The organism is Aurantiacibacter xanthus, from assembly GCF_003584015.1.
Lineage (GTDB): Bacteria > Pseudomonadota > Alphaproteobacteria > Sphingomonadales > Sphingomonadaceae > Alteraurantiacibacter > Alteraurantiacibacter xanthus.
Genome location: NZ_QXFM01000140.1, coordinates 78,010 through 91,067, shown reverse-complemented (window position 1 = coordinate 91,067; position 13,058 = coordinate 78,010). Strand labels below are relative to the sequence as shown.

The window sequence follows — 13,058 nt, the reverse complement described above, 5'->3', positions numbered from 1 at the left end:
ACACCAAAGACATAATTTTTACCGTCCGCCGACAAAGAACTCGATGGGGACCACCAGCTCGATGGTCTGGCCCGTCACCTCTTCGGGAGGCGCGGGAAGTGGCGCGGCGCGTGTCGGCAAGCGCACCGCCTCATCGTCGAGCGCCCGGAAACCCGAGGAGCGCTCCAGCGTGACCGAGAGCACCTCGCCCTGCCGGTTCATCACGAAGCGGACCCACGGGACGCCCTGTTCACGGCGACGCTGCGCCGCCGCGGGATAGCGCTTCTTCTGGTTGAGCGCGGCCAGCACCCTGCCCTGCCACGTCGGCGCGGCATTGCTCACTTGCGGAGCGGGCGGCGCGGGGCGGCTTTCGGGTGCGGTGGTCTGCTCCACTGGCGGGGCCGGATCGGGAGCAGGCTGGATGTCGGGCAGCGTGATCGGAGTGTTGCGCGGGATCCGGATCGCGGGCGGCTCGATCTCTGGGCGGACCGGCTGGGGGACCGGCTTTTCCTGCTGCACTTGCTCCGGGCCGGGCGGTGTTTCGCTGGCAGGTTCGGGCGGCGCGGCTGGCGGAGCGACATCGAACACGCTCAGCGTGGTCTCTTCCTGCTGCACATAGCTGACGCCCCAGTTGATGAGGAACGCGCCGAGGACAACCACATGCAAGCCGATGGTAAGGATCAGACCGAAGGAGCGTTCGCCCGTGCCGTGCCCGGTGTAGCCGCCCTGATCGGTGAAGGTCTCCGGCACTTGGGCGACCGGCGTATAGGACGCATAGGCGTCGCCAATCGCATCCGCGGGCTCCTCCTCGGCAAAGTGCAGGAGGGTCATCGGCGGCTCCGCATCCAGCGCGCGCGGTCGTTTGCACGCGGCGGGCCGATCTCGTCGTGCTCGACGATGGCCTGACTTCCCGGCCCCTCGTTAAACAGCACGTAGTATCCAGTGGCTGGCCGCTGAAAGGTGAGTATCGACCCTTTGTCGAGCTTGCCAGAGAACACTGTCTGGCCCGAATAGGCGATCACCTCGATCGTGCCGCCGGGCGCGGCCTCGCCCTCGGCATAGCCGCCGCGGCAGCGCACGGTATCGGCATCGAGCAACACGCATTTGAGTACAGGCTCATGAGCGAAAGCCGGCACGGCGATACCGCCAAGGAGCGCGCCCGCCAGTGCACAGCGCAGAGTGTATCGCAAAGGTTTCATCGCGTCTTCTCCTGCTGCTCGAACCAGCGCACGGTCGCAGGCGAGACCTCGCTCATCGGCCATGATGCCCGGTGCACCGAGCCATCCTTGCCGACCACCGTCAGCCAGAGTTCGCTCTCGGCGGTGAGATTGGCGGGCAGCTGGATTTCCACGTCGCGGTCCCAGCTGTTGCCGCCGAAGGCCATGCCTGAAGCCCGCAGCGCGCGCGGCTTGTTCACCTTCAGATAGGCGCGCAGGATCTCCAGATCGCAGGTCTCGCAAAAGCGGATGCGGTAGGCCTTGAGCGGCACGTCGAGGTGCATCACCTCGGGCGGATCGCGGTCGATCTCGGCAAGGGTGAAGCTCCAGGGGCCGACCGTGCCTTCGATGGTATCTTCACGGCTCAGCGGCATCGTCTCGGTGCGCAGCAGCGACGCGATGCTGACCACGGCAGTCGCGGCGAGCAGGCTGAGGCCGATCCAGCGACGCGGCTTGCGCACCGGCGCGTTATCGTTGCTGGCCGCCTTTCCACGCGGAGCACGGCGCGGCGCGGATCTGGCTGCTTTTTGCCACGGAAGCTCGGGCATGAGGAACACCAGCGACACCCCGGTAAGGCTGAGCCAGCCGAGCCATACGACGATGCCCACCACTGCCGTCTCCATGCGCTGTGTGGCGAGGGCCAGCGCGAGGGCGAGCAACAGCCAGCCCATGATCCAGCTGGCCTTGCGTTCGGGCTTCGCGGGCTTGAACCCGACCAGTTGCGGAGCATAGCGCTCGGTGCCGATGGCCAGCCCGGCAAAGCCGAGCAGGTTGAGCGAGAGGATTGCCAGATGGGCACCAATCATGCCGCACCTCCTGCGCCCAGCGACCAGGCCGCCAGCGCAAGCATCGCCGTACCGAGGGCCATGACTGTCCATACACGGCGCAGGCTCCGGCAATGGAAGGCCCAGAGCACCACGATGGTATAGAGCACGAAGCTCAGCATGGATGCCGCCAGCAGCGCTTGCGCTTTTGGCAATGGCCAGAGCAGCGTCAACACGACGGTCGCCGCTGAGGTCAGCGCATAGCCGCCCAGAGCCGCCGCTGCGACACGCGATGCCACCGTCCAGCGATAGCGCGCCGACATCGTTTCGATCTTGCCGCTCATGCCCGGCTCTCCTTCAGGGTCGACGGCAGCGGCGACGGAATCGCCGCTTCGGCCGGTGGTGTTTGCGGCCTGAGCCGCGTCGTCACTTTGCGCGCGGTTAAGCCGAAGGCGGCGCCCAGCCCCAGCATGGTGAGGTCGAAGCCCGCCAGCGCCCAGTCGCCGTGCGCTATGGTCACGCCCAGATGCCGGTCGGTGGTCAGCGCATTGACTATCGGGATCAGCGCGAAGGCACCGCTTGTTGCCCACAGGAGTTCGCTCCACGCCTGGCGCAGGGGCCGCCCCAGCGCGTAGAACAGCGTGCCCAGCCAGACCGCGAACAGGCAGTGGAATTCCCAGGCGGCGCGGTCGGTCATCTCAACCGGCAGCAGCCGGTTGGCCCAGAAGAACCCGGCCACGGCGAGCGGCAGCCCGGCAATGGTGGCGACATTCAGTATTTCGACCAGACGGATGCCGAAATGCTCGTCGGCCTCGCGCCCTTCGCTCAGATGACGACGACGGCGTTTGGAGGCCCACAGCGACAACCCCGTGCCGATCATGCCGCAGCCGAGCAGCCCGGCGGCAAAGTAGAGCCAGCGCCCACCGATATTGACGAACTGGCCCTCGTGCAGCGCATACATGACCTCTGCCGTTGCCAGCGCGGTGCCGCCTTCGCGCGGCTCGTCAGGCAGGCGCGCGCCCGTATCGGCATTGAAGTGCAACTGGGCCGGACTGTAGTACTCGATGCCCGAAGCCACGCGCGAAAGCACGATCTCAGCCGGTTCGCCCGGATGACGTTCGACTGCAATCCCGGCGAGGTTGCCCTTCCCCCAGGCCTTCTCCGCCTGCGTAATCAGAGGCGCGATCGAGGCCGCCGGGCGGCTAATCGCCGCATGCTCATGGTCGCCGTAAAGTTCCTCGTAGTAGACATCGGCGTTGGCGTCGCCGGTGCCGTAGAGCACGTCACGCCCCGCGGGCATGTACTCGAACAGGAAGAAGACGAGCCCGGTGTAGGTAATCATCAGGAAGAACGGCAGCGCCATCACGCTCACGGCGTTGTGCGCATCGAGCCAGCTGCGCTGTCCCTTGCCCGGACGGAAGGTGAAGAAGTCGCGGATGATCTTCTTGTGCGTGATGACCCCGCTGACAATCGCCAGCAGCATCAGCATGGTGGCAATGCCGACGATGCGGATCGCCCATTGATAGGGCAGATAATGCAGCTGATAATGCATCCGGTAGAGGCCGAAGCCCCCCGATGTTTCGCGTGGCTCGGCTTCGGGCGGCAACACGGCCCCGGTCGCCGGATCGAGCCGTTCGCGGGTGCTCGCCCCGAAGCTGTGACCGGGTTGCGGCATTTCTTCCCAGCGGATGGAGAAGTCGGTCCATGCGCGCTTGCTGCCGTCCTGATGCGGCAGGGTGATGCTCCAGCTGGCGGCAACCGGAGCCACCTGTTCCAGCCGATTCATCGCCAGCGTGGCCAGCGCGGCAGGCTCGAACGCTGGCGGAGCGATTTCCAAAGGCCGCTCCGGCTGCATCCAGCGGGTGATCTCGCGTTCGAAATAGCCTGCTGTCCCCGTCACGAAGACGAAGAACAGCAGCCAACCGGCCACCAGCCCCACCCAGGTGTGGAGCCAGGCCGCTGTCTGACGGAGCGTTTCCTTCATGATCCTGCTCCCGGCCGATCAGAAGCGGTATTTTGCATTGAAGATCGCCTGCCGCGGCGTGCCATAAATGCCGACGTAATTGTGTCCGGCGAAGTAGGTCTTATCGAAGACGTTATTCACGTTCAGCGACAGGGTAAGCTGCGGCAGCACCGGGTATTGCGCCATCAGGTCGACGGTGATGAGCGCATCCTGCGTGAACCGCTCGCCGTTGGGGCCAACGTCGTCGATATAGGTTTTTCCCTGCCAGCGCATGTTGCCGCCGATCATGAGGTCTTGCAGGGCACCGCTGAAGCGATAGCTGGTGAACAGTTTGGCCGAATCCTTCGGCGCATAGGTGGTGAGCGGCTGCCCGTCGCGATCCTCAACCTTGGTGTAGCTGTAGCCACCGGCGATCTGCCAGTCGGGCAGCACTTCGCCGGAGACTTCCAGTTCCACCCCCTTGGATTCGGTGCCGCTGACGGCCTCGTAGGCCTGACTGCCGCTCGGGGTGAGCTGTCCCGGCACGGCCAGTGCGAAGTTGTCCTGCTCGATCTTGAACACGGCAAGGCTTGCGTTGAGGCGGCCTTCGTAAAACTCCGCCTTCAGCCCAGCCTCGTAGTTCGCGCCTTCCACCGGGGAGAGCCGGTCGCCATTCGCGTCCTCATTGGTTTGCGGGTTGAAGATGTCGGTATAGCTCGCATAGGCGGTGAGATTGTCCGTCAGATCGATGGTGATCCCGCCATAGGGCGTAAACACCCCCTTATCGCGTGTAAGCAGACGATAGATGCGCCCTTCGCCGGGGGCCTGATTCCATGCCTTCTCGGTCCAGTTGGTGAGTCGCGCGCCGAGAATGACCTTTACCCGGTCGTGCAGGTTCAGGCGGGTCGAGGCATAGGCCGCCAGTTGTTCGCTATACCCGCCAAAGCGTCCGCCGGTCGGCTCGTAGTTTCCTCGAGGCACTTCGCCGGTTTCGAGGAAGGCGATGGCGTCGGGGATGGGAAACTGGTTGGTGGCAGCTCCCGCGCCATACCATCCGGGCACTTCGGGGCCGTTGTCGCTGCCCCGGCTGTAGCTGCCGCCCAGCATCAGTTCATGGCTGCGCCCCAACAGCTCGAACGGCCCGGACAGGCGCAGCGAGGCCGACCATTGTTCGAGATCCGACGCCCAGCGCGTGGTGTAGAACTCGCCGCCTTCGCCGGTCACGGGATCGATGGTCGTCGCGTACATCCCGCCAAAGGTGGAATCGTATTTGGGCCGCGAATATTCCCCATCGAGCTTCGCATTCCAGCCGCCGCCCAGATCCTGCTCCAGCCCGGCGAAGATCATCATGTCGGAGTTCGTCATCTCGCTCCATGCGGAGCCGGAGTTGTAGTGCCGCGGCAGGTTTGCCTTACTGCCGTCGGCGAAGAACAGCGGCAGGCCGAAATTGGACGAGCCATCGTTCTCGAACCGCTGATACTGCGCCCCGAGGGTGAACAGCGTGCTGTCGGTGAGATCGGCTTCGACAATGCCGTAGAGGACATATTTCTCCGAGTGGCTGCGCGCGGTGAACCAGTCGCTCTGCTGGTATGCGGCAACGATCCGACCGCGAATGTCACCGCTGGCGGACAAGGGTCCGCTGACGTCCGCTTCGACGCGATAACGGTCCCACGATCCGACCTGCCCGGCCAGATGCGCCTGGAAATAAGGCGTCGGCTTCTTGCGCACGAAATTGACCGTGGCCCCCGGCGTTCCAACCCCGCTCAGCAACCCGGTTGCACCGCGGATCACCTCAAGGCGATCGTAAACGGCAAGGTCGGCGGTTGAGTCCTTAAATCCGTAGATGGTTGACTGGCGCGAGACGCCATCGACCTGGAAGTTCTCGACCAGAAAGCCGCGCGAATAGAAGCTGACACCGTCCGACCCGAGCGCACCGCTCGGCACATAGGAAATCCCGACGGTCTGCTCGAGCAATTCGCTGACCTCGTTCACCGCCTGATCGTCGATCCGCGTTCGCGTGAACACCGTCACCGACTGCGGCGTTTCGCGCATCGACAGCCGCAGGCCGGTGGCGCTGTTGGTCGATTCCGCGGTGTAGGAGCCGCTCCCCTCGGTGGCCGAGGGATCGCTGCTGATGCTGGGCGGAAGTGCCGACGAGCTCGTGCCCGCCGCGCCTTCGATCCGCACCGGCCCAAGCTGGATCGCGCTGCTGTCTGACATTTGCGGAGCCGGCTCCAGCGTAACGCGGTTGGCGCCGGTGAAGCGGAATGTCAGCCCGGTGCCGGCCAGCATCCGCGACAAGGCTTCGACCGGCGTGAACCGGCCCTCCACGGGGGCACTGCGGCGACCGGCGACCTTGTCGTCGGTGTAGACGATCTGGAGGCCCGCGCGCTGGGTGAACTGGAGCAGCGCCGAGTTCAGATCCTGTGCGGGAATGGCGACGTCAATGCGGCGCTCGGCGCGCGATTGCGCTGCGGCCTGTTCGGGGAAAACACCCGCTCCCGCCACCAGCGCCGCCGCGCTGACCGTCGCAGCCAGCAACAGATGCCTGCCGCGCCCAATCCGTGCCCCAGCGTGAACCGCCATCATATACCCTTTCGAACAAATCCAGACATTGATCGCTAACCATTCGCATTAGCGTATTGCCTAGACGTCTGGCGGGCTGGAACTCGGTAAAGATTTTCGCAGTTTTTGTTCGAAGGCACGCAAGGTGCTGATTTGGCAGGGTCAATAAAGCGCGGTGAACAGCGGCGCGCCCACGATGCGGGCATCGACCTCGGTGGAAATCGAGGTCAGAGCGCCGTCGATGTCGCTGGCATCGAACACGCCGCTGATCGTTTCGCTGCGCAGCCGCTCGCCGATCACGACGATGCGGCCCGCGCGATAGCGGTTAAGTTCGGCCACCACCTGCTCCAGCGGAATCCGGTCGAACACGAGCTGGCCGTTCTGCCAGGCCAGAGCCTGCTCCTCACTTATCGTGCCGAGCGGCGAGAGGTTGCCCCTCCGGTCATAGCGAACCTTCTCTCCGGGCGAGAGAACGGCGCGGCCGGATCCGTTATCCGCGCTGACAGCCACCTCGTGTTCCATCACGGTGACGGCAACAGCGTCTGTCAGGCGCTCGACCTCGAACCGCGTGCCCAGCGCGCGTGCTTCGCCATTGGCGGCTTCGATCACGAACGGGCGCCCCTGCGCCTCGCCTTGCGGTACGGCCACGACATAGGCCACGCCTGACAACAGTGTGACCCGGCGTTCGCTTTCGTCAAAGTCCACCGCGATCGCGCTCGCCGGGCCAAGGTCGATCCGGCTGCCATCGGGCAGCGTGAACGAGCCTGTCTTTGCGATGGCCGTCCGGTGATCGGCACGCAGGAGGGTGATCGGGTCACCAAGCCAGGCACTGCTGATTGTCAGGACCAGCGCCACGCTGGCGGCCAGCGCGGCGAGTTGCGGCCAGCGCACGGGCGCCTTGCGCGCTGACGGGGCATCGACACTGTACCGGCGCAACGATCCGGGCGCGCGCGCAAGCCGATCCATCTGTCCAAGCGCGGACTGCGCCTCCTTGAAGGCAGCCGCATTGGCGGGCGCAGCGGCCAGCCAGGCGTCCAGCTTGCGGCGTTCCTGCGGGTCGAGCGGGCCGCCCGCCAGGCGCACGACCCATTCCGCCGCCGCGAGGTCCGGATCATCCGTCTGGTCTCTATCGCCCGACATGCAGCTGAATCGCCTCTTCATACATGACAGGACGTTTGAGGTTCCCGGTTTCAGTAATCTGCTTGCGCCCGCTTATCGCGTTTTCATTCGCTGCATCACATGATGCACGGCGCGAGCGAGGTGTTTCTGCACTGAAGACTCCGAAATGCCGAGCTGTTCCGCCGCCTGACTGTAGGTCATCCCGTCGATCCGGGTGGCAACGAATACCTGCTGGGTGCGCTCGGGCAGTTCGCCCAGCACCGACCTTACCCGGTCGAGCGTGCTCCGCGCGGCCGCCATGTCGTCAATGGCGGGCGTGTCGTCGGGCACGGCGGTCAGTTGCGCGGTATCGACCGTATCGGTGCGATGACGGGCCTCGCGCCGGTGATGGTCGATGGCGAGGTTGTGCGCTGTGCGATAGAGCCAGGCGCGACCGTTCAACACCGCAGTGCCCCCGCCCTCGGCCAGCCGCAGGAAAGCTTCCTGTGTAAGGTCATCGGCAATCGCCGTGTCACCGACCTTGCTGTTCAGATAGGCCCTTATGCCGCGCCGGTGAGCGACATAGAGGCGCGTCAACGCCTTATCCGCCAAGGCCCGTTCCCCGCAATTCCCTGATTCCGCCTCCCCATAGACTAATTGCGAGACGTTCGCAACAGATGGTTGCGCGGTCGGTGCGGGAAGAAGGGCTTGACCCTGACATGATGTCAGGCCCTAGATTGGGCATCGGCCAAGGAGATCTGCCCGATGCACGAACACGATCACTGTCACCACGACCACGCGGAAAAGACGGCTACAACCGTCATCGACCCGGTATGCGGGATGACCGTCGACCCGGAGAAAACCGCGCATCACGCCAGCCATGACGGGCAGGCCTATCACTTCTGCAGCGCGCGTTGCCGGACCCGTTTCCTGGAAACTCCGGAACGCTGGCTGAGCGGAACGGCGGATGACGAGCCGGTGCCGGAAGGCGCCATCTGGACCTGCCCGATGGACCCCGAGGTGCGGCAGGACCATCCCGGCGCCTGCCCCATTTGCGGCATGGCGCTGGAGCCGGAGATGGTCGACCTCGATGCCGGGCCGAACGAGGAGCTGGTCGCCATGACCCGGCGCTTCTGGATTGGCCTTGCGCTCGCATTGCCGGTGTTCGTGCTCGAAATGGGCGGACACCTGTTTCCCGCGCTGCACCACCTTGTGCCGATGCATATCTCCGTCTGGGTTCAGCTCGCGCTGGCAACGCCGGTGGTCCTGTGGGCGGGCTGGCCCTTCTTCGAGCGCGCGGCGGCCTCGGTCCGCACGCGCAACCTCAACATGTTCACGCTGGTTGCGCTCGGCACGGGTGTCGCCTGGACATACAGCATGGTGGCCACGCTCGCGCCGGGCCTTTTCCCGCCAGCCTTCCGCGGGGCGGACGGCACCGTCGCGGTCTATTTCGAGGCTGCTGCCGTTATCACCGTGCTGGTGCTGCTCGGACAGGTGCTCGAACTGCGCGCGCGTGAACGCACCTCGGGTGCGCTCAAGGCGCTGCTGGGCCTTGCCCCGCGCACCGCACGGCGCATCACCGATGCAGGTGACGAGGAAGTCGCGCTCGATGCGCTTCAGATCGGCGACCGGCTGCGCATCCGCCCCGGCGAGAAGATCCCGGTCGATGGCACCGTGGCGGAGGGGGCGTCGTCGGTCGACGAATCGATGGTTACGGGCGAATCCATGCCTGTCTCCAAACAGGCGGGCGATGCGGTGATCGGCGGCACGATCAACACCACCGGATCGCTGGTGATGACGGCAGAGAAGCTGGGCCGCGATACTCTGCTGGCCCGCATCGTGCAGATGGTGGCGCAGGCGCAGCGCTCACGCGCGCCGATCCAGCGACTGGCCGATCAGGTGTCGGGCTGGTTCGTGCCGCTGATCCTGCTGATTGCGCTGGCGGCCTTTGCGGCCTGGGCGATCTGGGGGCCGGAGCCGCGCTTTGCCCATGCGCTGGTTGCGGCGGTGGCGGTGCTGATTATCGCCTGTCCCTGCGCGCTGGGACTGGCCACGCCGATGTCGATCATGGTCGGGGTCGGGCGCGGCGCAGAACTGGGCATTCTGGTCAAGAATGCCGAGGCGCTGGAGCGGATGGAAAAGGTCGATACGCTGGTGGTCGACAAGACCGGCACGCTGACTGAAGGCAAGCCGTCGGTGACGAAGCTGGTGCCGCTTGGCGGCCTTGATGAAGAGGAACTTCTGCGGCTCGCGGCGGGTGTCGAGCAAGCGTCCGAACATCCGCTGGCCATGGCGATCATGGACGAGGCGTCACGCCGCGACGTGTTGGTGCCTGCGGTCGAAGATTTCGATTCGCCCACCGGCAAGGGGGCCTCGGGCCTGGTCGAGGGCAAGCGCGTGCTGCTCGGCAACGCTGCCTTCATGCAGGAGAACGGCGTCGATCCGGCTCCTGTTGCTGACGATGCAGACCAATTGCGCCAGGACGGCGCCAGCGCGATCCTTGTCGCCGTTGATGGCACGGTGGCGGGCGTCATCGCCATTGCCGATGCGATCAAGCCCACCACTGCCGGTGCGATTGCTGCGCTCAAGGCCGAGGGCATGCGCGTGCTGATGCTGACGGGCGACAACCGCACCACCGCCGAGGCGGTCGCACGGCAGCTCGGTATCGACGAGGTCGAGGCCGACGTTCTGCCCGACCGTAAGAGCGCCGTGGTTGAGCGGCTGCGCGCTGAAGGGCGGATCGTCGCTATGGCAGGCGACGGCGTCAACGACGCACCGGCCCTCGCGGCAGCCGATGTCGGCATCGCGATGGGATCGGGCACCGACGTGGCGATTGAAAGTGCCGGTATCACATTGCTGAACGGCGAACTGACCGGCATCGCCCGCGCCCGCACGCTCAGCGGCAAGGTGATGTCGAATATCCGCCAGAACCTCGTGTTCGCCTTCGGCTATAATGCGCTGGGCGTACCGGTCGCGGCAGGGGTGCTCTATCCGCACTTCGGCATCCTGCTTTCGCCCGTGATTGCGGCGGCGGCGATGTCGCTTTCCTCGGTCAGCGTGATTGGCAACGCTCTGCGTTTGAAGGCAGCGAAACTATGAATATCGGACAGGTTTCCAAAAGCAGCGGCATCTCGCAACGGATGATCCGCCATTACGAGAAGATCGGCCTGATCCCGGCGCCTCACCGCCGGGACAGCGGCTACCGCGACTATGCCAGCGAGGATGTCGCGCGGCTGCGCTTCATCGCCAATGCGCGCGATCTGGGCTTTTCCATCGACGAGATCGGAGGCCTGCTCAACCTGTGGCGCAACGACCATCGGGCCAGCGCCGAGGTAAAGGCCATGGCGCTCGCCAAGGCGGAAGAGCTGGGCCGCAAGGCCGCGGCGCTTTCGGCGATGTGGTCGAGCCTGCTGCACCTTGCCGCCAACTGCCATGGCGATGAACGGCCGGATTGCCCGATCATCGACCGCATTTCGGGCTGCGAGTCCGCACCCGAACATTGACCCGCATCATGGGCAGACCCGATCCCCGAGGGGATAGAGGGCAGATCAGCTACGAAGGAGCGCGTTCATGACTTTTTCAGCCCGGACATTCGCAAGGTCCGGCGCGATTGGCTTCGCGGTGTTTCTTGCCGCCTGCACCAGCGCAACACAGGCCGCAACCTATGTGATGTTCCGCGATCCGGGCTGCGGTTGCTGCCACCAATGGGCGGACCATGTGCGCGGGCAGATGCAGGCCGAAGTCCAGACGCGCGAGGACGTGCCGATGGCGCAGGTCAAGGCGCAGATGGGCGTACCGGGTGATCTGGTCTCCTGCCACACCATGGAGGCCGATGGGTATGTCATCGAGGGCCACGTGCCCGCCAGCGATATCGCCCGTCTTTTGCGCGAGCGGCCCGAGGGCGTGCGCGGACTGGCCGTCGCGGGCATGCCGCTGGGCTCGCCGGGCATGGAGATGGGCGGTCGCAGCCAGCCCTATCAGGTGATCGCCTTCGGTGATTTCGGCCAGCGGGTCTTCGCCAGCTACGAGTGACGCGCCTCTCGGTTGCCGCTCAGACCAGACCGCGCGCCGCGCTGACATCGGTAGGCGTCAGCATCGCGGCAATGTCATGCAGAGCCTGTTCGAGCGTGTCGCGCGAGCGGACACCGCCAAGACACAGGCGAACGCCCGATGGCGCCGCGGCGTCGACAATCGGACCCTCCGGCGGGGTCAGCGCGATGGAGGCGCGCAAGGCCCGCGCGCTCAGCCGTTCGGCATCGAGCATCGGCATGGGCATCCACACATGAAGGCTGCGCCCTGCCCCCGGCACCGCTATTGCCTTGCCCAGGATCGTGGTCGCGAGCCGTGTCCGCGCTTCGCATTCGGCGATCACACCGTCAGCGATGCGGTCGGCGGTTCCGTCCTGCTCCCATTGGCTGAAGACCAGTCCGCCGAGCGACGGCGGGCTATAGCCGAAAGCGCGAATGCCCAGCAGCAGGCGGTCGCGCACATCCTCGTTCTCGGGCGGCAGCAGGTAGCCGAGCCGCAGGCCGGGCACCACCGCTTTGGACACGCCGGCCACCATCAGCGTGCGCTCTGGCGCAAGGTCGGCAAAGCTTGCCGCCACACCGGCATCGGCGAACAGGCGATAGGCCTCATCCTCGACGATCATCAGATCGTGCGCACGCGCGACCTCGACCACCTCTTCCCGGCGCGCGGCATCGAGCGTGATCGTAGTCGGGTTTTGCAAAGTCGGAATCACGACGAGCACCCTCGCCCCGGTCTCACGGGCACAGCGGGCGAGCGCCTCGGGATCGATCCCTCGTTCGTCCATCGCCACGCCGCTGAGACGGTAACCGATATGCTCGGCCAGGTTGCGAATGCCGGGATAGGTGGCGGCTTCGCACAGGATGGTGTCACCCGGTCGTGCCAGTGCTGCGAAGGCGAGCGCAAGGCCATGTTGCCCGCCGTTGCACTGGATGACGTGCTCGGCAGCCGCACGCATCACACCGTGGCGACGTTTCAGCCACGAGGCCCCTGCCTCGCGGACCGCGGATAAGCCCTCGGGCGGCGCATAGTTCACCACCGTGGCGAGGTCGGCGCGCTGGCGCACGCGCAACAGCCCCTCCGCGATCCAGCGTTCCGCGAAGTCAGGCGGCGGCACGTTGTGCGCCATGTCGAGCGGACCGGTGTCGAGCGGCACGGCCTGCGGGCGCGCCCGGTCGGCAACGAAAGACCCTCTGCCCACATGGCTGGAAATGAACCCGCGCCGCTCCGCCTCGACATAGGCGCGGCTGACGGTGCCGACGCTCAGCGACAGGCGATGCGCCAGTTCGCGCTGCGGAGGCAGACGGTCGCCCGGCGACAGGCGGCCATCGCGCACATCGTTCTCCAGCGCTGCGATCAGCCGCTCGTAAACCGGGGCACTGCCCTTCGAGATGTCTGGCTGCCAGTGCGTCATCGTGACCTCCGCAAAATATTGAACTGGTTCAATATCACATTTGACTCATGGTT

The 13,058-nt window shown here is 65.6% G+C and carries 12 protein-coding genes; 3 read left to right on the top strand and 9 right to left on the bottom strand.

Going from position 1 to position 13,058, the window contains the following annotated elements; all coding sequences use genetic code 11:
- Positions 1 to 18: 18 nt before the first annotated feature.
- The 8 genes from D2V17_RS18615 to D2V17_RS18580 form a co-directional block, all read right to left on the bottom strand.
- Entirely contained in the window at positions 19 to 810 is a 792-nt protein-coding gene (locus tag D2V17_RS18615; protein ID WP_119594654.1) for an energy transducer TonB family protein, read from the bottom strand.
- Complete coding sequence (locus D2V17_RS18610) at positions 807 to 1,178, bottom strand: hypothetical protein (protein WP_119594653.1); 372 nt, start codon at positions 1,176 to 1,178, stop codon at positions 807 to 809. Before D2V17_RS18610 ends, D2V17_RS18615 begins: the two co-directional genes overlap by 4 nt.
- Complete coding sequence (locus D2V17_RS18605) at positions 1,175 to 2,002, bottom strand: DUF3325 domain-containing protein (RefSeq protein ID WP_119594652.1); 828 nt, start codon at positions 2,000 to 2,002, stop codon at positions 1,175 to 1,177. The genes D2V17_RS18610 and D2V17_RS18605 overlap by 4 nt, the downstream gene beginning before the upstream one ends.
- Complete coding sequence (locus D2V17_RS18600; RefSeq protein WP_119594651.1) at positions 1,999 to 2,304, bottom strand: iron transporter; 306 nt, start codon at positions 2,302 to 2,304, stop codon at positions 1,999 to 2,001. Before D2V17_RS18600 ends, D2V17_RS18605 begins: the two co-directional genes overlap by 4 nt.
- Positions 2,301 to 3,944: a PepSY-associated TM helix domain-containing protein gene (locus D2V17_RS18595; RefSeq protein WP_119594650.1), complete on the bottom strand. Its 1,644-nt coding sequence runs from the start codon at positions 3,942 to 3,944 to the stop codon at positions 2,301 to 2,303. Before D2V17_RS18595 ends, D2V17_RS18600 begins: the two co-directional genes overlap by 4 nt.
- Before the next feature lie 18 nt (positions 3,945 to 3,962).
- On the bottom strand, positions 3,963 to 6,443 hold the full coding sequence (locus tag D2V17_RS18590) for a TonB-dependent siderophore receptor (RefSeq protein ID WP_191229295.1): 2,481 nt from the start codon (positions 6,441 to 6,443) through the stop codon (positions 3,963 to 3,965).
- 186 nt (positions 6,444 to 6,629) lie between these two features.
- Complete coding sequence (locus tag D2V17_RS18585; protein ID WP_191229294.1) at positions 6,630 to 7,607, bottom strand: FecR family protein; 978 nt, start codon at positions 7,605 to 7,607, stop codon at positions 6,630 to 6,632.
- A gap of 72 nt (positions 7,608 to 7,679) precedes the next feature.
- Positions 7,680 to 8,177, bottom strand: a complete 498-nt coding sequence (locus D2V17_RS18580; protein ID WP_281270612.1) for an RNA polymerase sigma factor — start codon at positions 8,175 to 8,177, stop codon at positions 7,680 to 7,682.
- Between the two features lie 153 nt (positions 8,178 to 8,330).
- On the opposite strand from D2V17_RS18580, the gene D2V17_RS18575 reads away from it, so the two are divergent.
- From D2V17_RS18575 to D2V17_RS18565, 3 genes are all read left to right on the top strand, one after another.
- The gene (locus D2V17_RS18575; protein WP_119594646.1) at positions 8,331 to 10,664 is read left to right on the top strand and encodes a heavy metal translocating P-type ATPase; all 2,334 of its coding nucleotides are present in this window, start codon (positions 8,331 to 8,333) and stop codon (positions 10,662 to 10,664) included.
- Positions 10,661 to 11,068 (top strand): Cu(I)-responsive transcriptional regulator, encoded by a 408-nt coding sequence (gene cueR, locus D2V17_RS18570; protein WP_119594645.1) that lies wholly within the window; start codon positions 10,661 to 10,663, stop codon positions 11,066 to 11,068. Before D2V17_RS18575 ends, cueR begins: the two co-directional genes overlap by 4 nt.
- 67 nt (positions 11,069 to 11,135) lie before the next feature.
- Positions 11,136 to 11,597 (top strand): DUF411 domain-containing protein, encoded by a 462-nt coding sequence (locus tag D2V17_RS18565; protein ID WP_245978808.1) that lies wholly within the window; start codon positions 11,136 to 11,138, stop codon positions 11,595 to 11,597.
- Positions 11,598 to 11,616: 19 nt separating this feature from the next.
- Here D2V17_RS18565 and D2V17_RS18560 read toward each other — a convergent pair whose 3' ends face one another.
- Positions 11,617 to 13,005 (bottom strand): aminotransferase-like domain-containing protein, encoded by a 1,389-nt coding sequence (locus tag D2V17_RS18560; protein ID WP_119594644.1) that lies wholly within the window; start codon positions 13,003 to 13,005, stop codon positions 11,617 to 11,619.
- Positions 13,006 to 13,058: the final 53 nt, after the last annotated feature.

Excerpts from the sequence above, each read along its gene's own strand:
- D2V17_RS18595 (WP_119594650.1), bottom strand. The coding sequence starts at position 3,944 with ATGAAGGAAACGCTCCGTCAGACAGCGGCCTGGCTCCACACCTGGGTG.
- cueR (WP_119594645.1), top strand. The coding sequence starts at position 10,661 with ATGAATATCGGACAGGTTTCCAAAAGCAGCGGCATCTCGCAACGGATG.
- D2V17_RS18605 (WP_119594652.1), bottom strand. The coding sequence starts at position 2,002 with ATGATTGGTGCCCATCTGGCAATCCTCTCGCTCAACCTGCTCGGCTTT.
- D2V17_RS18615 (WP_119594654.1), bottom strand. The coding sequence starts at position 810 with ATGACCCTCCTGCACTTTGCCGAGGAGGAGCCCGCGGATGCGATTGGC.
- D2V17_RS18560 (WP_119594644.1), bottom strand. The coding sequence starts at position 13,005 with ATGACGCACTGGCAGCCAGACATCTCGAAGGGCAGTGCCCCGGTTTAC.
- D2V17_RS18575 (WP_119594646.1), top strand. The coding sequence starts at position 8,331 with ATGCACGAACACGATCACTGTCACCACGACCACGCGGAAAAGACGGCT.
- D2V17_RS18565 (WP_245978808.1), top strand. The coding sequence starts at position 11,136 with ATGACTTTTTCAGCCCGGACATTCGCAAGGTCCGGCGCGATTGGCTTC.
- D2V17_RS18600 (WP_119594651.1), bottom strand. The coding sequence starts at position 2,304 with ATGAGCGGCAAGATCGAAACGATGTCGGCGCGCTATCGCTGGACGGTG.
- D2V17_RS18610 (WP_119594653.1), bottom strand. The coding sequence starts at position 1,178 with ATGAAACCTTTGCGATACACTCTGCGCTGTGCACTGGCGGGCGCGCTC.
- D2V17_RS18585 (WP_191229294.1), bottom strand. The coding sequence starts at position 7,607 with ATGTCGGGCGATAGAGACCAGACGGATGATCCGGACCTCGCGGCGGCG.